Origin of the sequence: Jatrophihabitans sp. (genome assembly GCF_036388195.1) — a bacterium.
Taxonomy (GTDB): Bacteria; Actinomycetota; Actinomycetes; order Mycobacteriales; family Jatrophihabitantaceae; genus Jatrophihabitans_A.
Genome location: NZ_DASVSG010000165.1, coordinates 1 through 18,506, shown reverse-complemented (window position 1 = coordinate 18,506; position 18,506 = coordinate 1). Strand labels below are relative to the sequence as shown.

The window sequence follows — 18,506 nt, the reverse complement described above, 5'->3', positions numbered from 1 at the left end:
ACCGACCTGCTCCCGACGCGCCGGGACGCTCCGTCGGCAGGTCGGTCCAGGCGTAGGCGCCCGGCCGGCTGGGACGGCGTCAGGACTTCGGGAACTTGAACTTGGAGATGTCGGGCAGCTCGGTGCCCGGCGGCAGGCCGCCCAGCCCGCTCGGCAGGCCACCGGAGCCCAGCCCGCCGGGCAGTCCGGTCATGCCGGGCAGTCCGGCCGGCATCCTGGGCTGGCTCGGGCCGCGTCCGGCCTGCTTGTTCTTGCCCTTCTTGCCCTTGCGGCTCTTGCTGGTGTTGTTCCGGCGGGTGCCGGGCAGCCCCATCCCGCCGGTCATCCGGGCCATCATCTTGCGGGCCTCGAAGAACCGGTCGACGAGGTTGTTGACCTCGCTGACGGCGACGCCGGCGCCGTTGGCGATCCGCAGCCGCCGGGAGCCGTTGATCAGCTTCGGGTCCTCGCGCTCGGCCGGGGTCATCGACCGGATGATCGCCGCGGTCCGGTCCAGGTCCTTGTCATCGACCTGGGCCAGCGCCTCCTTCATCTGTCCGGCGCCGGGCAGCATGCCCAGCAGGTTGCCGATCGGGCCCATCCGCCTGATCGCCTGCAGCTGCTCGAGGAAGTCCTCCAGGGTGAACGCGTTCCCGCTGGTGAGCTTGGAAGCCATCCGCTCGGCTTCCTGCGCATCGAAGGTCTTCTCGGCCTGCTCGATCAGGGTGAGCATGTCGCCCATGCCCAGGATCCGGGAGGCCATCCGGTCGGGGTGGAAGACGTCGAAGTCCTCGAGCTTCTCGCCGTTGGAGGCGAACATGATGGGCTGGCCGGTCACGTAGCGCACCGACAGCGCCGCGCCGCCGCGGGCGTCACCGTCGAGTTTGGTGAGCACCACCCCGGTGAAGCCGACCCCGTCGCGGAACGCCTGGGCGGTGTTGACCGCGTCCTGGCCGACCATCGCATCGAGCACGAACAGGATCTCCTGCGGCTGCACCGCATCCCGGATCGCGGCGGCCTGCTGCATCAGCTCGGTGTCGATGCCCAGCCGGCCGGCGGTGTCGACGATCACCATGTCGTGCTGGGCGCGCAGGGCGAAGTCCAGGGAGTCGCGGGCGACCGCGACCGGGTCGCCGACCCCGTTGCCCGGCTGCGGGGCATAGACCGCCACCCCGGCGCGCTGGCCGACCACCTGCAGCTGGTTGACCGCGTTCGGACGCTGCAGGTCACAGGCCACCAGCACCGGGACGTGGCCCTGGTCCTTGAGATGGCGGGCCAGCTTGCCCGCCAGGGTGGTCTTGCCGGCGCCCTGCAGACCGGCGAGCATGATCACCGTCGGCGGGTTCTTGGCGTACTGCAGCCGCCGGGTCTCCCCGCCCAGGATCTGGATCAGTTCCTCGTTGACGATCTTGATGACCTGCTGGGCGGGATTGAGCGCCCGGCTGACCTCCTCGCCGGCTGCCCGCTCCTTCACCGCCGCGATGAACTGGCGGACCACCGGCAGCGCGACGTCGGCCTCCAGCAGGGCGATCCGGATCTCGCGGGCCACCGAGTCGATGTCGGCCTGGGACAGCCGGCCCTTGCCACGCAGGCCGGTGAAGACCTTGTTCAGCCGATCAGACAGAGTGTCGAACACCGAGAAAACCCCTTTGTGCCCATGTGCGCGCTCAGCGCCGCCGCTGGACGGCGACGGCCGTCGCGCTCAAGGTTACGTGAGTGCCGCGGCCGCCCGGACCGCCGGAGCCGGACGGTGGAGAACCCGCTAGAGCAGCCCGCGGCCGCCGTCGACGTAGATGACCTGGCCGGTGACGTAACCGGACTCCTCGCCGGCGAAGAACGCCGCGGTGTTGGCGATATCGGTGGGCACGCCACCCCGGCGGACCGGGATGGTCGAGGCCACCCGCTCGCGCATCTCCTCGATGGTGGTGCCGATCCGCTCGGCGGTGGCCTTGGTCATGGCGGTCTCGATGAAGCCCGGCGCGATCGCGTTGACGGTCACCCCGAACTGGCCCAGCTCGATGGCCAGCGTCTTGGTGAAGCCCTGCAGGCCGGCCTTGGCGGTGGCGTAGTTGGCCTGGCCGCGGTTGCCCAGCGCCGAGGTCGAGGACATGTTGATGATCCGGCCGTAGTTGGCGGTGACCATGTGCGCCTGGGCGGCCCTGCTGCACAGGAAGGCGCCCTTGAGATGCACGCTCATCACGGTGTCCCAGTCCTCCTCGGACATCTTGAACAGCAGGTTGTCCCGCAGCACGCCGGCGTTGTTGACCAGGATGTGCAGGGCGCCGAACTCGGCAGCCACCCGGTCGACCGCGGCCTGCACCTGGTCGGCCTTGCTGACGTCGGCGCCGATGCCGATCGCGCCGCCGCCGATCCGCTCGGCGGTGGCCACCGCGGCGTCGGCGTTGAGGTCCAGCACCGCGACCTTGGCGCCGTCGGCGGCCAGCCGGGTGGCCACCGCCTCCCCGATGCCCTGCGCGCCGCCGGTCACCAGCGCCACCCGATCCTGCACTCCTGCCATGCTCAACCCTTCCCCTGCTCTTCGCGCGAGCGCTCATCGCCCGCTCGCTCCGGTCCTCGCTCGCTGGCGCTCGCTGCGATCCTCACGCGCGCTCATCTGCTGTCGCGCCGGTCGCGCCGGCCAGCTGGGCCATGGCGGTCAGCCAGCCCTCGACGTCGGTCGCCTTGCTTGCCCAGAACTTACCCACCTGCGGATGCGGCAGGACCAGGAAGGCCTCGTTCGTCACAGCCCGGACGACCGCCTCGGCCACCTCGTCGACCCCGGCCACCGGGCCGGAGGCAGCGACCGCCGCGGCGGCCGGCGACCCGACGGCCAGCCCGTCCCTGAGCAGCGGGGTCTCCACACCCATCGGGCAGAGCACGCTGACCCGGATGTTGCGGTCGCGATAGGTGTAGGCCAGCCACTCAGCGAAACCGACCGCGGCGTGCTTGCTGGCGGTGTAGGCGGCGTCGCCGGGGGCGCTGAGCAGGCCGGCGGCCGAGGCGGTGTGGAGCAGGTAGCCGCCGCCGGCCGCGATCATCGCCGGCAGCACCGCCCGGGCCGCGTACACGTGGGCCATCACATGCACCTCCCAGGCCCGCTGCCAGCTCTCGGCCGGCCCGTGCAACCCGGCGCCGGTCGCGACCCCGGCGTTGGAGCAGAACAGGTCGATGCGGCCGTGCTCGGCCAGCACGCCTGCGACCAGCTCGGCCACCGCAGCCTCGTCGGTGACGTCCAGGGCAGCGGCTGAGGCCCTGGGACCCAGCTCGGCGGCCACCGCTGCCGCTGCGGCCAGGTCCCGGTCGGCCAGCAGCACCGCCCGGGCTCCGTCGGCGACGAACCTGCGGGCCAGCCACGCCCCGATGCCGCTGCCGGCTCCGGTCACCACGATCACGGCGTCGGCGATCCTCATCCGGCGCCCTCAGCGCCCCCACCCTCGCCGGCGACCGCGGCTGACTCGGCGGCGTCATCCGGCGACTGCGCCAGTCCGGCCGGTCCGAGCTCGGCGAGCACCGCCGCCAAGCCCGCCGGGTCGGCCGTCTCGGGGCTCGGCAGCACCGCGAGCACCGGGATCTGCACGCCGGCCTCGACGTAGCGCAGCACCTGGTCCCGGCAGCTGAGCGGGCTGCCGTGCAGCACCAGCTCATCGACCACGTCATCGGGCACCGCCCGCGCCGCGGCGGCCCGATCGCCGTCCTCCCACAGCTGCCAGACCTGTTCCAGGCGCGGCCCGCGGCCCAGCCACCGGTGGAACTCGGCGTAGGCGGGCACGTTCAGGTAGGTCGCGAGCAACCGGCGGCCCAGCGTCCGCGCGTAATCGGCGTCCTCGGTCGGGCATACGAAGATCCGCGCCACGATCCGGCTGGCCGGGTTGCCGATGGCGGCGACGCAGCGGCCGACGTCGGTGGCAGCCAGCCAGTTCAGGATGGCGCCGTGGGCCTCGCGGCCGGCCAGCGCCAGCATCTGCGGGCGCAGCGCCGCGAGCAGGATGGGCACCGGCAGCGGCGGCGGCTGCTCCAGCCGGAAACCCGATACCGTGAAGGTGTCGAAGTTGGCGCTGACCTTCTCACCGGCCAGCGCCCGGTTGACGAAGCGCAGCACGTCGCGGGTGCGGCGATAGGGCTGGTCGAAGCCGATGCCGTTCCACTGCTCGACGATCGCCGGGCTGGAGGCGCCGAGCCCAAGGCTGAACCGACCCGGCGCGAGTGCGGCCAGGCCGGCCGCCGACTGCGCGATCAGGGCCGGCCCGCGGGTGAACACCGGCACGATCGCGGTGCCGAGGTACAGCCGGGGCTCGGCCAGCGCGGCCACCGCCAGCGGGGTGAAGGCGTCGGCGCCGGCGGTCTCCGACGACCAGACGTCGGTGTAGCCCCAGCCCGGCAGCGACCGCATCAGCTCCGCCTGCGCGGGCAGGTCCAGGCCGGGCAGCGGGACCGTCAGACCCCAGCTGCCGGTCATGCCCGGCTCGCTTCGGCGGCTCGGGACTTGGCGATCTCAACCCGCGTCACACTGCGCAGGTGCACCTCGTCCGGGCCGTCGGCCAGGTGCAGGGTGCGCAGCCCCGCCCACATCTGGGCCAGCGGAGTGTCACCGGAGACCCCGGCGGCGCCGAAGGTCTGGATCGCGCGGTCCAGCACGTAGGACGCCGCCCGGGGCGCGGCGACCTTGATCGCGGCGATCTCGGTGGCGGCCTGCCTGACCCCGGCCGTGTCGATCAGCCAGGCGGCCTTGAGCACCAGCAGCCGGGCCTGCTCGATGGCCAGCCGGGACTCGGCGATCCAGTTCCGGATCACCCCCTGGCCGGCCAGCGGACCGCCGAACGCCTCGCGGCTGAGCGCCCGGGCCACCATCAGCTCCAGGGCGCGTTCGGCCATCCCGAGCGAGCGCATGCAGTGGTGGATCCGTCCCGGGCCGAGCCGCGCCTGGGCCATCGCGAACCCGCCGCCCTGCGGGCCGAGCAGGTTGCCGGCCGGCACCCGGACGTCGTCGAAGCTGATCTCGCCGTGGCCGCCGTGCGCCCCGTCGTCGTAGCCGAAGACCGTGGTGGACCGGTGCACGGTGACACCGGGGCTGTCCAGCGGCACCAGGATCATCGAGTGCCGGGCATGCCGGTCGGCGTCCGGATCGGACACCCCCATCACGATCGCCAGCGCGCACTCGTCCCGCATCGCGCCGGTGGACCACCACTTTCGTCCGGTGACCACGTAGGAATCGCCGTCGGCGACGATCCGGGTGTCGATGTTGGTGGCATCGGAGGAGGCCACCTCGGGCTCGGTCATCGAGAAGCAGGACCGGATCTCGGCATTCAGCAACGGCTGCAGCCACTGCCGGTGCTGGTCGTCGGTGCCGAACATCGCCAGCAGCTCCATGTTGCCGGTATCGGGCGCCGAGCAATTCATCGCCTCGGGAGCGAGATCGGGCACCCGGCCGGACAGCTCGGCCAGCGGCGCGTAGTCCAGCACGGACAGTCCCGCGCCGAACCGGTCGTCGGGCAGGAACAGGTTCCACAGCCCGCGCCGGCGCGCCTCGGCTTGCAGGTCGGCCATGATCGCGGGCGTTGTGAACGGCCGGCCGGCTCGTCGATTGGCTTGTTCCTGCTGGTGAAACTCGGCTTCGGCGGGAAGGATCATCTCTGCGAGGAAGGTGGCCAGCTCTGCTTGCAGGGCCACCGAGCGAGCGCTGTGCTGGAAGTCCATATCCCTGTCCCTACCCGGAGATCCGCTCGGCGGCCGCTGCCAGGGTGCTGTCGCGCAGCTGGCCGAACACCTCGAAGCCGCTGCCCACGGTCTTGCCCTGCAAGTAACGAGCATGGATGCCGGCGGCGATCACGGCGAGTTTGAAGTAGCCGAAGGCGATGTACCAATCGAGCTCATCGAGTTGCTGGCCGGTTCGCGCCGCGTATCGCTCAAGGAGCTGGTCCGGACCGAGAAAGCCTTGCGAGGACGGGAAATCCGGCATCACGGCGTCCGCCGTGCCGGATCGCTCGTGGTAGACGTAGAGCAGTCCGAGGTCGGTCAGCGGATCGCCGAGCGTGGCCATCTCCCAGTCGACCACCGCCGCGATCCGGCTGAAGTCCGGGGCGTACAGGACGTTGGTGAGCCGGTAGTCGCCGTGCACGATGCTCATTCTCGCCGACTCCGGCAGCCGCTCGGCAAGGTGCTGGACGACCTCGGTCTCATCCTCGCTGCCGTCGGGTACCGAGGCCTGGAACTGCTTGTGCCAGCGGGCGACCTGGCGCTGCAGGAAGCCCTCGGGACGGCCGAAGTCGCGCAGGCCGATCCGGTCCGGATCGACCGCGTGCAGCGCGACGAGCGTGTCTACCAGCAGCTCGCTGGCCCGGATCGCGGTCGCCGGGTCCGGGACCAGGTCGGGCCGCTCGAGCACGATGCCGTCCACGAAGGACATCAGGTAGAAGGGCTCCCCCAGCACGTCCCGGTCGGCGCACAGCGCGATCGGCTCGGGCACCGGCACCGCCGAGCCGTGCAGCGCCGAGATCACGGTGAACTCCCTGGCCATGTCGTGCGCGGTGGGCAGCACGTGGCCCATCGGCGGGCGACGCAGCGCCCAGGTGCTCGTGCCGTCGGTCAGCCGGTAGGTCAGGTTCGACCGGCCACCGGCGATCACCTCCGCGTCGAGCTCACCCGCTCGCAGGCCAGGCAACTGCCGGTCGAACCAGCCGGTCAACCGGCTCAGGTCCAGGCCGGGCGGCTCGTCAGACGGGCGGAAGGGGCTGGTCACCGATCGACCCTAAGTCCCGCCGTCCGGGCGGTCAAAGTAACGCGAACAGCCACTCCCCTGGATATTCACCTTGAAGGTAGTCGTGCGGAATCTCGATCACACGTCGAGCCGGCACAAACCTGACACTGCTCGGCGATCATTCACCACCCGGCGGGAGCCGCTCACGGCACCTAGGGGGAGATGGGCCGGCAGAGCCCGGGGGTGCGCGCGATTCGCTGAACTGCGGACTTAGCGCCGGCACGGGTCCGACGCCACGTCACCCTGCATTACATGCTGTTCTGGCCCGCGTGCGCAGCAAGCACTATACCTAGCTCCTAGGTAATCTGCCATATTTTTTACTCTTGTCTAAATTTGAATTAAGTGTAACTTCATATCTATAGGGCCTATAAACATTTTCTTTACTACTAGCAACGCGAGGCCGAAGATGAATAAAGCACTAACAATTGCCTGTGCCACCGCCACGTTCGCCGGGCTACTCGCCGGTTCAGCGAGCAACGCCACGGCAGATGCGCCCTGCGGCAAGACGGTGGCGGACAAGGACGGCTCGTCCTGGCCGACCGCAACGGCCAGCGCCGCCAACATGCGCACCGGCTCGAGCACGGGCTGCACCAGTGTCGGTTATTTGATGCAGGGCCAGAAAGCCGACTACCACTGCTTCACCTACGCCGGCAGCTACAGCTGGACCTACCTGCGTAACAACGCCACCGGAAAGCTCGGCTGGGTGCGGGACGACCTGCTACCGGGCTACGGCAGCTCCGTCTACTGCGGCTTCTGATCTCGCAGCACCCGGAGCAGGTACGCGGGTCGGCGCTTCATTAGAATTGCCGGGGCAAACTCCTGGTAACCAGCGCATCGACCCGAACCGTTCTGCAGGTTAGCTTGCCGGGCCGGAAATACCCGGTCCGGCAAGTTCCTGAGACAGCTATCGATTCAGCGAATCACGAGTGCGAACGATGATCTCCACCGCTTCAGGCTTCGGTGGGTAGCCGGTTCGCCGAGTCAGCTGGCCAACGCCTCGATCAGCGCGGATTCGACCCGCTCCTGATGTGACTCCGACAGCGGCTTGCCGTCGGCGTCGGTGAGGTAGAACGCGTCCACCACGAAGGAGCCCAGCGAGGAGATCCGGGCCGAGCGGATGTCGACCCCGGCGCTCTCCAGCGCGGCGGTCAGCCAGTGCAGCAGGCCGATGGCGTCCCGGGCCCGGACCTCCAGGACGGTGGCATCGGTGGCCTCGTCGTCGAACCAGAGCAGCCGGGGCGGTGGCTGCGAAACCTCGCCAGCATGCCGGTAGGCCCGCTCCTTGGCCCGCAGCCGATCGTCCAGCGGCAGCGTGCCGGCCAGGATCCGGCGCAGGTCGGCATTGAGCAGCGTGGGATCGGGCAGCTCGCCGAACCGCGGCGAGACCGTGAACCGGTTCACCGCCATCCCGCGCACGGTGCGCACGTCGGCGGCCTGCACGTCCAGGGAGTGCAGCGCCAGCAGCCCGGACGCGCGGGACAGCAACCCGGCGGCATCCGGCGCCAGCACCAGCACGTCGCTGCCCTCGATCATCACCTCGGCGCCGCCACGCCGGGCCAGCGCGAGCACCGCCTCGGACGGCGGTTGCGGCGGGGGCAACGAGCCACCGTCCAGCACCGCCCCGGCTGCCCGCACCAGCTGGCCGACCAGGGATGCCTTCCAGTCGCTCCAGGCCGCCGGCCCGGTGGCTTCGGCGTCGGCGATCGTCAGGTAGTGCAGCAGCTCCAGCAGCTCGGCCGAGCCGCCGATCGCCGACACCACGATCTGGACGGTCGAGGGATCGTCCAGGTCGCGCCGGGTGGCGGTGTCGGGCAGCAGCAGGTGATGCCGGGCCAGGCCCGCGATGACGGCGGTGTCGGCGGCGGAGAACCCCATCCGGGCCGCCATCCGCTCGGCCAGCTCGGCGCCGACCACCGAATGGTCGCCGGGATAGCCCTTGCCGATGTCGTGCAGCAGCGCGCCGACCAGCAGCAGGTCCGGCCGGGCCACCTCGGCCGCCAGCGCGCTGGCCCGCACGGCCGTCTCGATCAGGTGCCGGTCGACGGTGAACAGGTGCACCGGGTTGTGCTGGGCCTTGAACCGCACCTGCTCCCACTCAGGCAGCAACCGGCTCAGCAGGCCGTGCTGGTCCAGCGCCTCCAGCGCCGGCACCGCTCGCGGCCCGGCCCCGAGCAGCGTCACGAACTCCTCGCGCGCCGCGGCCGGCCACGGCTCGGGCATCGGCGCGGCCTCGGTGGCCAGCCGGGTCAGCGCGTACGCCGACACCGGCAGGTCCGCCGACGCTGCCGCCCGGGCAACCCGCAGGGTCAGCACCGGATCGGCCCACGGGTCGGCGTCGCGGGCCAGCACCACCTCGCCACCCTGGGCCACCACGTCCTTGGCCAGCGGGGTCCGGGCCGCCGGGTCCGGGGAGCGGGCGGCGGCTGATGCCCCGGGGCGCAACCGGCCCAACAACGACCGCGGCGCCGGACGGCTGGCAGCCACCCGGCGCCACGCGGCATCGGTGGCGTAGGCCAGCGTCCGGGCCGCCTCGTTCACCGCCCGCAGCACCTCGTCCGGGCCGGCCAGGCCGAGCGCTTCGGCGACCGAGTCGCGGTCCTGGGCCCGCAGCACGTCGGCCGAGCGCCCGGCCAGCCGGTGCAGCTCGCCGCGCACGTCGAGCAGCACCGCGCTGGCCTGCTGCATCGACGGCGTCAGGTCCAACACCTGCGCCGAGGCGAGCGCGCGCAGTCCCACCCAGTCACGCAACCCGCCCCGGCAGTCCTTGAGATCCGGCTCCAGCAGGAAGGACGCGTCGCCTCGACTGCGCCACCGGCTGCGGGCCAGCTCCTGCAATTCGGCGATCTTCGCCGGGGCGGTGCGCCGCCAGCGGCTGATCACCTGCTCGCGGACCAGCCCGGTCAGCGCCGGGTCGCCCGCGATGTGCCGGGCATCGAGCATGCCCAGCAGTGCCTTGAGATCGTCGGCGGCCACTGCCACCGCCTGCTGCGCAGTCCGTACCGAGTGATCCAGGCCCACTCCGGCGTCCCAGATCGGGTACCACACCGAGTCAGCGACCGACGCTAGATCTGCCGTCTTGCCGTCGTGCAGCAGGACCAGGTCCAGATCGCCGTACGGGGTGGGTTCCCGCCGTCCCAGCCCGCCGACTGCCAGCAACGCGATCCCGGGCGCGGGCGGCAGGATCTCTGCCAGCCAGGAGTCGAACATCGCGGTGAGAGCGGCCCGCAACTCCGGTCCGACCAGGTCGGTCCGGGCCAGCAACTCCGCCCGGGACGACCTGATGGACGGGGCCGATCCGACGGACCGCTCAGGTCCGGTCGACCGCTCAGACCCGACGGACGGCTCAGATCCGACGGACGGCTCAGAGGGCGTCGTCATCCCGTTCGCCGGTCCGCACCCGCACCACGGTCTCGACCTCGGTCACCCAGACCTTGCCATCGCCGATCTTGCCGGTCCGGGCCGCCTCCACCATGGCCTCCACCACCTTGGCGGCGTCGTGCACCAGCACCTCGACGCGCACCTTGGGCACCAGGTCGACGGTGTACTCCGCGCCCCGGTAGACCTCGGTGTGCCCGCGCTGCCGGCCGAAGCCGGACACCTCGCTGACGGTCAACCCCTGGATGCCGAGGTTCTCCAGCGCCAGCTTCACGTCCTCCAGCTTGAAGGGCTTGATGATCGCGGTGACCAGCTTCATGCCTGCACCCTTTCCCTGCTCGCGGCGGCCGGCGCGTACTGCCCGGCGCCAGAGCCGGTCAGCGTACCGAAGTCGTAGGCGGTTTCACCGTGTATGGACTGATCCAGCCCGGCGACCTCGTCCTCCTCGGTGACCCGGGTCTTCATGACCAGGCCGATCACCTTGGCGATGATGAAGGTGCCGACGAAGGAGAACACGCTCACCACCGCGGCCGCTTCGACCTGGTGCAGCAGCAGGTTCCAGCCGGCGTACTTGCCGCCGCCGCCGTAGAAGACGCCGTTGTTGGCCAGGGAGTTGATCGCGTCGGTGGAGAAGAGGCCGACGGACAGGGTGCCGATCCAGCCGCCCACGAAGTGGACGCCGACCACGTCGAGGGAGTCGTCGTAGCCCAGCCGGTTCTTGAGGCTGATCGCGAAGGCGCAGCCCGCCCCGGCCAGCAGCCCGATGACCAGGGCGCCGGTGACGCTGACGAAGCCGGCGCAGGGCGTGATCGCCACCAGCCCGGCCACCGCGCCGGACGCGGCGCCCAGCGCGGTGGACTTGCCGTAGCGCAGCTTCTCCACGATCAGCCAGCCCAGCATGGCGGTCGCCGTCGCGGTGTTGGTGTTCATCCAGGCGTAGCCGGCCAGCCCGTTGGCCGCCAGGGCGGAGCCTGCGTTGAACCCGAACCAGCCGAACCACAGCAGGCCGGCGCCCAGCATCACGAACGGGATGTTGTGCCCGCGCATGTTCTCCCGGGGCCAGCCGCGACGGCGACCGAGGACCAGCGCCATCGCCAGGCCCGCCGCGCCCGCGTTGATGTGCACGACCGTGCCACCGGCGAAGTCCTGGGCGAAGAACTTGCCCGCTGACTGCATGGACTGGTTGAGGAAGCCGTAGCCGTTGAACACCCAGTGCGCGACCGGGGCGTAGATCAGGATCGACCAGGCCGAGACGAAGGCGACGAACGCGCCGAACTTCCACCGGTCTGCCGTCGAGCCGGTGATCAGCGCGGGGGTGATGATCGCGAAGGTCAGCTGGAAGGCCACGAAGACGATGGTGGGCATCGTCTGGGCCGCGCCGAGCGCAGGCACCACGTCGTCGATGTTGTGCAACAGCGCAAAGTGCAGGTCACCGAAGTATCGGCCGGTGCCGCCGAAGGCGATGCTGAAACCGATGACGACCCAGGTGACGCTGACGATCGCCATCGCGGCGAAGTTCTGCATCAGCATGGCGAGGGTGTGTTTGGCCCGGACCATGCCGCCGTAGAAGAACGCCAGCGCCGGGGTCATGAGCAGGACGAGGGAGGCCGATGCCAGGACCCACGCCGTATCGCCGCCACTGAGGTTCTTGGGGTCGAAGGGCGCGTAGCTGGCAGCGGTGAGGACAGCCTGTGACACTCAGGTCTCCGCTTCTTCTCGGGTGGGTGCGAGCCGGAGAGCGCGCTGGCACCGAGCATCGGTGGGCCTTGTTACATCGGGAGCCCGGCTGTGTTACCGGCATGTGAACGCTCACCCAGGGTTGCCGCAGGGGGATTTGTTCGAGAATGCCGCCAAATCTGCATACCGAGTGTGCGTCGCTGTAGTCACCTACCGTAACGAGGCTCGGCCGAGCCAGTAGCTTCGTAGACATGCCCAGCCTGACCCGCCGCGAAGCAGCTGAGCGCGCCGCCCTGCTAACTGTCCGTAATTATCGAATCGCCTTGGACGTCGACGGCGCCGGCGCGGATTTCGGCTCCGACACCGTCATCGAGTTCGCCGCCCACCCGGGCGCCAGCACCTTCCTCGACCTGCAGGCCTCGGCGGTGCTCTCGGTGCTGCTCAACGACGAGCCGGTCGACCCCGCCGGCCTGGTAGACGGCCGGCTGCCGCTGACCGGGCTCCGGGCAGCGAACGTCCTGCGGATCCGGGCGCGAATGGCCTACTCGACCGACGGCGAAGGCATCCACCGCCATGTCGATCCTGCCGATGGCCGGACCTACCTCTACGCGATGTCCTTCCTGGACGCCGCGCCGCGCTGGTTCGGCTGCTTCGACCAGCCTGATCTCAAGGCCAGCTTCGACATCGAGGTGCGCTGCCCGCCGGAATGGAACGTGATCGGCAACGGCGCCGCGACCCGCACGGCGCCGGGCCGCTGGCAGCTGGCGAGCACCCAGCCGCTGGCCACCTACTTCGTCACCCTGGTGGCCGGGCCGTACGCCTCGATCACCGCCGAGCATGACGGCATCGTCCTGGGCGTGCACGCCCGCGCCTCGCTGGCCGAACACCTGAAGGCCGAGGCCACCGACATCCTGTCGGTCACCACCGCCTCGCTGGACCGCTATCACGAGCTGTTCGGCATCCGGTACCCGTTCGGGGAGTACCACCAGGCCTTCGTGCCCGACTTCAACGCCGGCGCCATGGAGAACCCCGGCTGTGTCACCCTGCGCGACCAGTTCATCTTCCGCTCCGCCGCCACCCGCGGCGAGCGGAGCGTCCGGGCCTCGACCATCGCGCACGAGATGGCGCACATGTGGTTCGGCGACCTGGTCACCATGCGGTGGTGGGACGACCTCTGGCTCAACGAGTCCTTCGCCGAGTACATGGGCTACCGGGTGTGCGCTGAGATGACCGGCGAGCTGGCCGAGCTCGCCTGGATCGAGTCCGCCCTGCACCGCAAGGACTGGGGCCGGATCGCCGACCAGGCCCCGTCGAACCACCCGGTGGCCGGCAACGGCTCCGAGAGCGCCGCCGCAGCGCTCGCCGATTTCGACGGCATCTCCTACGCCAAGGGCGCCTCGGTGCTCAAGCAACTGGCCGCCCACCTCGGCGACGAGGTCTTCTTCGCCGGCCTGCGCCGGCACTTCGACCAGCACCGGTTCGGCAACGCCGAGTTCGCCGACCTGATCGGCGCCTGGGTGGGGGCCGGCGCGGCAGACCTGCCCGGCTGGGCCGAGGTCTGGCTGCGGACCAGCGGCCTGGACACCCTCACCGCCGAGCAGCGCGACACCGGCGAGGTCTGGCTCGGCCGCACCGCGGCGGCCGGCGCGCGCCGCCCGCACACCATCCGGGTCACCGGGTTCGACGCCGAGGCCCGGCCGCGGCTGGAGGAGCAGGTCACCCTGCACGACGACGCCGTCCGGGTCAGCCAGAACGGCGCCGGGCCGCTGCGGCTGGTGGTGGCCGACAGCGCCGACGACAGCTGGGCCAAGATCCGGTTCGGGACGGCCGGCTGGCAGCCGGTCGCCGAGTTGCTGCCACGGATCGCCGCCGCGCCGACCAGGGTGGTGCTCTACAACGCGATCCGGGACGCCGTCCGCGACGCCGACCTGGACCCCGCGCAGGCGCTGGACACGGTGCTGGCCGCGGTCGCGGTGGAGCCGGTCGAGCTGGTGACCGCCGAGCTGCTGGAGTTCGCCACCAAGGAGCTGGCGGGCAACTACGCCCGGCCCGCCGACCGGGCCGGGCGCCGGTCCCGGGTAGCCGGCCTTGCCCATCGGCTGCTGGCCGGCGCCGAGCCCGGCAGCGACCAGCAGCTGGAGGCCGCCCGGGCCGGCATCCGGGCCACCGACGACGTCGCCTGGTTGCGGGCCTGGTGGGCCGGGGAGCAGCTGCCGGACGGGCTGGCGATCGACGCCGAGCTCAGGTGGGCGCTGGTCACCCGGCTGGCCGCTCTGGGAGCGCTCAGCGAAGCCGGCATCGACGCCGAGCTGGCCCGGGACGAGAGCACCTCGGGCGTGGTGCACGCGGCCCGCGCCCGGGCGGTGCGGCCGGATCCGGCGGCCAAGCAGGCGGCCTGGGCGCTGCTCACCCAGCCGAGCCAGCGGCCGGCCTACGAGCTGTACGCCATCGCCGAGAGCTTCTTCGAACCGAGCCAGTCCGAGCTGACCGCCGGCTACCTGCCCCGGTTCTTCGCCGAGATGCCGGCCACCGCCGGGCACCGGCACGGCTGGGCGCTCGGCTCGGTGATCTTCCGGGCCTTCCCGGTGTCCGCCGCCTCACCGGACGTGCTGCGGCTGGCCGAGGACGCGCTGGCCGAGCCGCGGGCCGCCGAGCTCGCCCCGCCGGTCCGGCGCGCCCTGGTCGACGGCACGGACGCGCTGCGCCGGGCGCTGCGCTCGCTGCAGCGTCACGGCGGGGTCTGACAAACCAGGCCGGAACGCGCCCGCTAGGGTCAGGCCATGACCGAGATGCACGTCCGTGGCCTGACCATCGCCGTCCATGCCGGTGACCGGGACGAGGCGCTGGCCTTCTACTCAGCGCTGCTCGGCCGCGAGCCGGACCTCGGCCCGGACCCGGACTTCTACGAGTGGGAGATCTCCCCCGGCGCCTGGCTGCAGCTGGCCACCGGACGCACCGACATCAACCCGTCGTCGTTCCGGCTGCGGTTCCAGGTGGAGGACATCGAGGCCTCGGCCGGGGTGCTGCGCGCCAAGGGCTTCGAGCCCGGTGACATCAAGTGGCTGCCGGGACTGGTCGCCTTCGCCAACCTGACCGATCCGTGGGGCAACCCGCTCGGGGTGTACCAGGACCTCGGCGTGGTCGCCGGGCCCTAGCGTCGGTCCACCCATATCACCCGATTCCCTCGTCGCCACCGAACGAGTGGTGGACGGATGACGCGCCAATGACGAACCGGGCGGCAAGCCATCGCTGGCTTGCCGCCCGGTCGCGACTCAGGTCATGCGTCGAAGGGTCAGGGGCAGGTCGGCTCCCCGGTCTGCGCCGGGACGCTGACGGCGTTCCAGGCAGCCTTGATGACGTTGAAGTTGGCGCAGTTGCCAGGAGTGAGGTTCTTGGCGGCGTTCAGGGTGGCGATGCGGTACTTGAAGTAGCTCATGCGGGAGGTCTTGGCCAGCATGGCGTTGTAGCAGATCTGGCCGACGGTCTGCATGCCGATGCCGGTGACGGTGGAGCCGTTGCAGGTCGGGCTGGCCGGCTGGCCGTTGGTCGGGTTGCTGCCCTCGGAGGCCAGGTAGAACCAGTGGTTGCCCGGGCCGGCCGCGGAGTGGGTCTCCATGCGGTCAACCGTCTTGGAGTAGCAGTTCGGGTCACCGATCAGCGACGGGTTGTACATGTTGCGGATCGGGCCCTGGCCGACCAGGTTGACCTCTTCGCCGACCAGGTAGTCCGGCTCGTCGTAGGTGGCCGACTCGTTGGCGAAGCGCTCGGTCAGCGCGCCGAAGACGTCACCGGTGAACTCCGCGACCGCGGAGGAGCCGATGCCGCCGGGGGTGTTGGCGTCGAGGCCGTGCCCGAACTCGTGGCCCACCACGTCCAGGGAGGAGATCCACTCGCCGGCCTGGTTGTGGCCGATCGTGACCGAGGAGCCGTTCCAGTAGGCGTTGAGGTCGTTGAGGCCCATGTAGATCGGGAAGCCGCCGCCGGAGCCGTTGATGCCGTTACGGCCGAGCCAGGAGGACAGCATGGTCCACTGCATCTTGAGGTCGAACAGGGCGTCCACGCAGCCGGTCTCGATGTTGGTGCCGACGCCGTTGCCCCACACGTCATCGGCGCCGGACAGCACCGCTCTGCTGGTGTAGTCGCGGCAGGAGACGTTCGACCGGATCGGGTCGGTCATCGTCCAGGTGGTGCTGGTCGGGTGGCTGGTGTCGATGGCCAGCGGGCTCGGGCCGTTCCACTTGCCGGTGCCGGAGCCCTCCTGCACCTCGTCGTAGGAGTGGGCCAGCGCGCCGGTCCTGGCGTCGGTGAACACGTGCAGCTTGCTGGGCTTGGCGCCGGCGTGGCTGGAGACGACCGTCTCGTAGGCCAGCCGCGGCGTGCCGTAGGCGAGCACGACCTGGCGGGTGCCCGCGACCTTGTCCAGGACCTTGTACTTGGCGTGGGCCCGGGCCGCGGCCGCGGCCTGGGTGGGGGTGCGCGTGGCGGCAGTGGACAGGTTGATCGCCTGCTCCTGGGCCACCGAAGTGGACAGCACCTGACCGGCGGCGTTGGTGACCACCACGAAGTCGCCGCCGATCACCGGCAGGCCCTTGTAGGTGCGGTCATAAGGCACGTACTGCAGGCCATCCTGCGTGGAGATCACCTTGTGGGCGATGAAGGCGTCGTGGCTGCTGACGTGTAGGGCGGCTGCCTTGGACGCGACCAGGGCGGCGGCCGATTGCGCGGCCAGAGCGCTGGGTGAGGCCTTGGGAGAGGGCGCGGCGGTGGCCGAGCCGGTGACCGCGATACCGGTGACGGCCAGGGCCGACATACCGAGCAGGGCGACCACTGTCGCGCTACGGCGACGGGGGGATAGGGCCATGGGAAACCTTTCAGAACAGGCGAAAGCTGATCAGCGGCAGCCCGGGTCGGGCAGCCTGGTAGGGGTGAGAGCGCTGACTTTCGTCTGGGGTGGGTGGGTAAGCCGGGAAAATCTCCGAGTGCGCATATCTGGTGCCGGGCGCGCTGGGCGCTGCCTGGGCCCGGCGGCCCGTGGCAGTAGACCAGTCCACATCCGAACGACTGATCCAGCCGGGGCCGGTTATTTCTACGGCTTATTCCTACGGCACAGTTCGAGGGCAGTCAGATGAGACAGAGCATTAGTCCTAAGGCACCATAAGAGTGGACTAAGAATGTTGTCAATGATGTATTTTACGAACTTCTAACAGCGCTGCTCGCGGGATGACGTACGCGCGGCGGGCGCCGGTGTGCCGAGACCCGCATCTCCATTGAGCCGCCCCGCTACTCACCGTCACCAAACCCTGGAGTTGGCCAGGTGACACCGGCGGATGTCGAGGTGGGTGTCGTGCCTAGGAGCGGCCCAGCCGGTCCAGCCGGCGGACGATGCGGTTCATCAGATGGATCCCTTCTGCCCGGGTGGTGGCGCCCCGGTAGCCGAAGCGCATGTCGAAGCTGATCCGGGTGACGTCGGTGGTGTTGAGCACCGACCCGTGCCCGAGGTACCCGCCGTCGAAGATGAGCGCCTGGCCGTAGCGCAGCGGCGCCGGCGCGTAGTCCTGCAGGCCGTAGTCGCTTTCCAGCTGGAGCGCCGCAGACCCGTGCACGTCGGTGATCGGCAGCCAGAAATTGATCTGGTCGACCCGTTCGGTCACCGGCGCGTCGGCATGGAACGAGCTGACGCTCGGGGTCTGGGGAAAGTGCACCCGGATCTTGGGCCGGTTGGAGTACGACAGCGACCGGCCCGCGACCGGCGCCAGCACCAGGCGCATGAACTCGTGATAGAGCTGGAAGAACGGCGCGCTGTCGGGCAGCCGCTGCACCAGCGCCCGGGCCGCCAGGTTGTCCCGGGTGCGAAGCTCGGTGCGCTGGCCGCGGCTGGCGCGGGAGGCCTGGATGTCGCGATGCAGCGACTCCAGCGATCCGACCCGGAAGACATCGCGGCGCAGCACCGCAGCGAACGGGAACCGCTCGGTGTCATAGCCCAGCCGCACCCTGCTGAGGACCGGCCTCAGCTCGCCGGCCGTCTCTGCCAGCGCGGTCACCGGGAGACCTCCCGCACCACATAGCGCAGCATCCGCAGGTTGAGCACCGCCGTCTGCCATGCGTTGTAGACGAACAGGCCGCCGGACCGGCTGGCCTGGCAGGTGAGCTCCACCAGGTGCTCCCAGGCCCAGTCCGGAGTGCCGAGCTGGGGGTCGGCGGCCAGCATCCGCTGGTCCTCGGAGCTGACCGGGACGATCCCGGTCAGCGTCATCGGACGGCTCCCGGGTGTGGCCCGGCCGGTCCCGAACAGCATCGAACGGGCGGTGATCGGGTCGAACACGGCCCGGCACTCCCCCTCGACCAGGCGGGCCGGGCCGTCGCTCCAGCGCAGGCTGCCGCCGGTGAGCTGCGCCTGCCCCGGCAGCTGCCCGTCGACGGTGATCTCGGTCCCGACGCCCAGCTGGACCAGCCGCGGGCCCTGCCCGGTCGCCACCCGCACCGTGTACTCGCCGGCGATCTGCGCCGGGCCGGCCGGCGTGCTGCGGGGCAGCGGCTGGGCGGTGAGCTCGATGCGGTGCCCGCTGGCCGCGCTCTGCCCGGCCGGCCAGGTGGCGCCGACCAGCCGCCGGCCGCCGCGCGCGGTCACGTCGGTCTGCAGGAAGCCGTTGCCGTCCGGGCCGCTCCACCGGATCGCGCCGGCGGAGTAGGACGCGCCGGACAGCAGCCGGCCGTCGAGATA

Annotated in this window: 15 protein-coding genes and 1 pseudogene; 3 read left to right on the top strand and 13 right to left on the bottom strand. The window is 70.7% G+C overall.

Annotated features, from left to right (window positions below; all coding sequences use genetic code 11):
* Positions 1–79: 79 nt before the first annotated feature.
* From ffh to VF612_RS16810, 7 genes are all read right to left on the bottom strand, one after another.
* Entirely contained in the window at positions 80–1,615 is a 1,536-nt protein-coding gene (gene ffh, locus VF612_RS16840; RefSeq protein ID WP_408661008.1) for a signal recognition particle protein, read from the bottom strand.
* A gap of 126 nt (positions 1,616–1,741) precedes the next feature.
* Positions 1,742–2,497: a 3-oxoacyl-ACP reductase FabG gene (gene fabG / locus VF612_RS16835; protein ID WP_408661007.1), complete on the bottom strand. Its 756-nt coding sequence runs from the start codon at positions 2,495–2,497 to the stop codon at positions 1,742–1,744.
* A gap of 82 nt (positions 2,498–2,579) precedes the next feature.
* Positions 2,580–3,389 (bottom strand): SDR family oxidoreductase, encoded by an 810-nt coding sequence (locus VF612_RS16830; protein WP_408661006.1) that lies wholly within the window; start codon positions 3,387–3,389, stop codon positions 2,580–2,582.
* Positions 3,386–4,417 (bottom strand): LLM class F420-dependent oxidoreductase, encoded by a 1,032-nt coding sequence (locus VF612_RS16825; RefSeq protein WP_408661036.1) that lies wholly within the window; start codon positions 4,415–4,417, stop codon positions 3,386–3,388. Before VF612_RS16825 ends, VF612_RS16830 begins: the two co-directional genes overlap by 4 nt.
* Positions 4,418–4,431: 14 nt before the next feature.
* Positions 4,432–5,673: an acyl-CoA dehydrogenase family protein gene (locus tag VF612_RS16820; RefSeq protein ID WP_408661005.1), complete on the bottom strand. Its 1,242-nt coding sequence runs from the start codon at positions 5,671–5,673 to the stop codon at positions 4,432–4,434.
* 10 nt (positions 5,674–5,683) lie between these two features.
* Positions 5,684–6,715, bottom strand: coding sequence for a phosphotransferase family protein (locus VF612_RS16815; RefSeq protein WP_408661004.1), 1,032 nt, complete (start codon positions 6,713–6,715; stop codon positions 5,684–5,686).
* Between the two features lie 345 nt (positions 6,716–7,060).
* A complete protein-coding gene (locus VF612_RS16810) occupies positions 7,061–7,315 on the bottom strand; it encodes a hypothetical protein (protein WP_408661003.1) in 255 nt (84 codons plus the stop codon).
* A 25-nt stretch (positions 7,316–7,340) separates the two neighbouring features.
* Between VF612_RS16810 and VF612_RS16805 the strand changes: the two genes are divergently transcribed.
* Positions 7,341–7,490: a hypothetical protein gene (locus VF612_RS16805; RefSeq protein WP_408661002.1), complete on the top strand. Its 150-nt coding sequence runs from the start codon at positions 7,341–7,343 to the stop codon at positions 7,488–7,490.
* A 224-nt stretch (positions 7,491–7,714) separates the two neighbouring features.
* Here the strand turns inward: VF612_RS16805 and VF612_RS16800 are convergent, their stop codons facing one another.
* From VF612_RS16800 to VF612_RS16790, 3 genes are read right to left on the bottom strand one after another with little or no spacing between them, the layout of a single operon-like run.
* A complete protein-coding gene (locus VF612_RS16800) occupies positions 7,715–10,111 on the bottom strand; it encodes a [protein-PII] uridylyltransferase (RefSeq protein WP_408661001.1) in 2,397 nt (798 codons plus the stop codon).
* The gene (locus VF612_RS16795) at positions 10,095–10,427 is read right to left on the bottom strand and encodes a P-II family nitrogen regulator (protein WP_408661000.1); all 333 of its coding nucleotides are present in this window, start codon (positions 10,425–10,427) and stop codon (positions 10,095–10,097) included. The genes VF612_RS16800 and VF612_RS16795 overlap by 17 nt, the downstream gene beginning before the upstream one ends.
* The gene (locus tag VF612_RS16790; protein ID WP_408660999.1) at positions 10,424–11,806 is read right to left on the bottom strand and encodes an ammonium transporter; all 1,383 of its coding nucleotides are present in this window, start codon (positions 11,804–11,806) and stop codon (positions 10,424–10,426) included. Before VF612_RS16790 ends, VF612_RS16795 begins: the two co-directional genes overlap by 4 nt.
* A 230-nt stretch (positions 11,807–12,036) precedes the next feature.
* Here VF612_RS16790 and pepN point away from each other — a divergent pair, with 230 nt between their 5' ends.
* Both pepN and VF612_RS16780 read left to right on the top strand, forming a co-directional pair.
* Positions 12,037–14,529 (top strand): aminopeptidase N, encoded by a 2,493-nt coding sequence (gene pepN / locus VF612_RS16785; RefSeq protein ID WP_408660998.1) that lies wholly within the window; start codon positions 12,037–12,039, stop codon positions 14,527–14,529.
* Positions 14,530–14,565: 36 nt separating this feature from the next.
* A complete protein-coding gene (locus VF612_RS16780) occupies positions 14,566–14,940 on the top strand; it encodes a VOC family protein (RefSeq protein WP_408660997.1) in 375 nt (124 codons plus the stop codon).
* A 137-nt stretch (positions 14,941–15,077) separates the two neighbouring features.
* Here VF612_RS16780 and VF612_RS16775 read toward each other — a convergent pair whose 3' ends face one another.
* The 3 genes and pseudogenes from VF612_RS16775 to VF612_RS16765 all read right to left on the bottom strand — a co-directional run.
* Positions 15,078–16,595, bottom strand: a complete 1,518-nt coding sequence (locus tag VF612_RS16775) for a M4 family metallopeptidase (RefSeq protein ID WP_408660996.1) — start codon at positions 16,593–16,595, stop codon at positions 15,078–15,080.
* Between the two features lie 538 nt (positions 16,596–17,133).
* On the bottom strand, positions 17,134–17,826 hold the full coding sequence (locus VF612_RS16770; protein WP_408660995.1) for a streptomycin biosynthesis enzyme StrG: 693 nt from the start codon (positions 17,824–17,826) through the stop codon (positions 17,134–17,136).
* Positions 17,823–18,506 (bottom strand): annotated as a pseudogene (locus tag VF612_RS16765) (hypothetical protein); the annotation flags it as partial. The gene VF612_RS16770 and the pseudogene VF612_RS16765, both read right to left, overlap by 4 nt.

What these genes read in the sequence shown, in the direction of transcription:
- fabG (WP_408661007.1), bottom strand. Translation starts at nt 2,497, where the DNA reads ATGGCAGGAGTGCAGGATCGGGTGGCGCTGGTGACCGGCGGCGCGCAG.
- VF612_RS16830 (WP_408661006.1), bottom strand. Translation starts at nt 3,389, where the DNA reads ATGAGGATCGCCGACGCCGTGATCGTGGTGACCGGAGCCGGCAGCGGC.
- VF612_RS16820 (WP_408661005.1), bottom strand. Translation starts at nt 5,673, where the DNA reads ATGGACTTCCAGCACAGCGCTCGCTCGGTGGCCCTGCAAGCAGAGCTG.
- VF612_RS16805 (WP_408661002.1), top strand. Translation starts at nt 7,341, where the DNA reads ATGCAGGGCCAGAAAGCCGACTACCACTGCTTCACCTACGCCGGCAGC.
- VF612_RS16800 (WP_408661001.1), bottom strand. Translation starts at nt 10,111, where the DNA reads ATGACGACGCCCTCTGAGCCGTCCGTCGGATCTGAGCCGTCCGTCGGG.
- VF612_RS16795 (WP_408661000.1), bottom strand. Translation starts at nt 10,427, where the DNA reads ATGAAGCTGGTCACCGCGATCATCAAGCCCTTCAAGCTGGAGGACGTG.
- pepN (WP_408660998.1), top strand. Translation starts at nt 12,037, where the DNA reads ATGCCCAGCCTGACCCGCCGCGAAGCAGCTGAGCGCGCCGCCCTGCTA.
- VF612_RS16780 (WP_408660997.1), top strand. Translation starts at nt 14,566, where the DNA reads ATGACCGAGATGCACGTCCGTGGCCTGACCATCGCCGTCCATGCCGGT.
- VF612_RS16775 (WP_408660996.1), bottom strand. Translation starts at nt 16,595, where the DNA reads ATGTCGGCCCTGGCCGTCACCGGTATCGCGGTCACCGGCTCGGCCACC.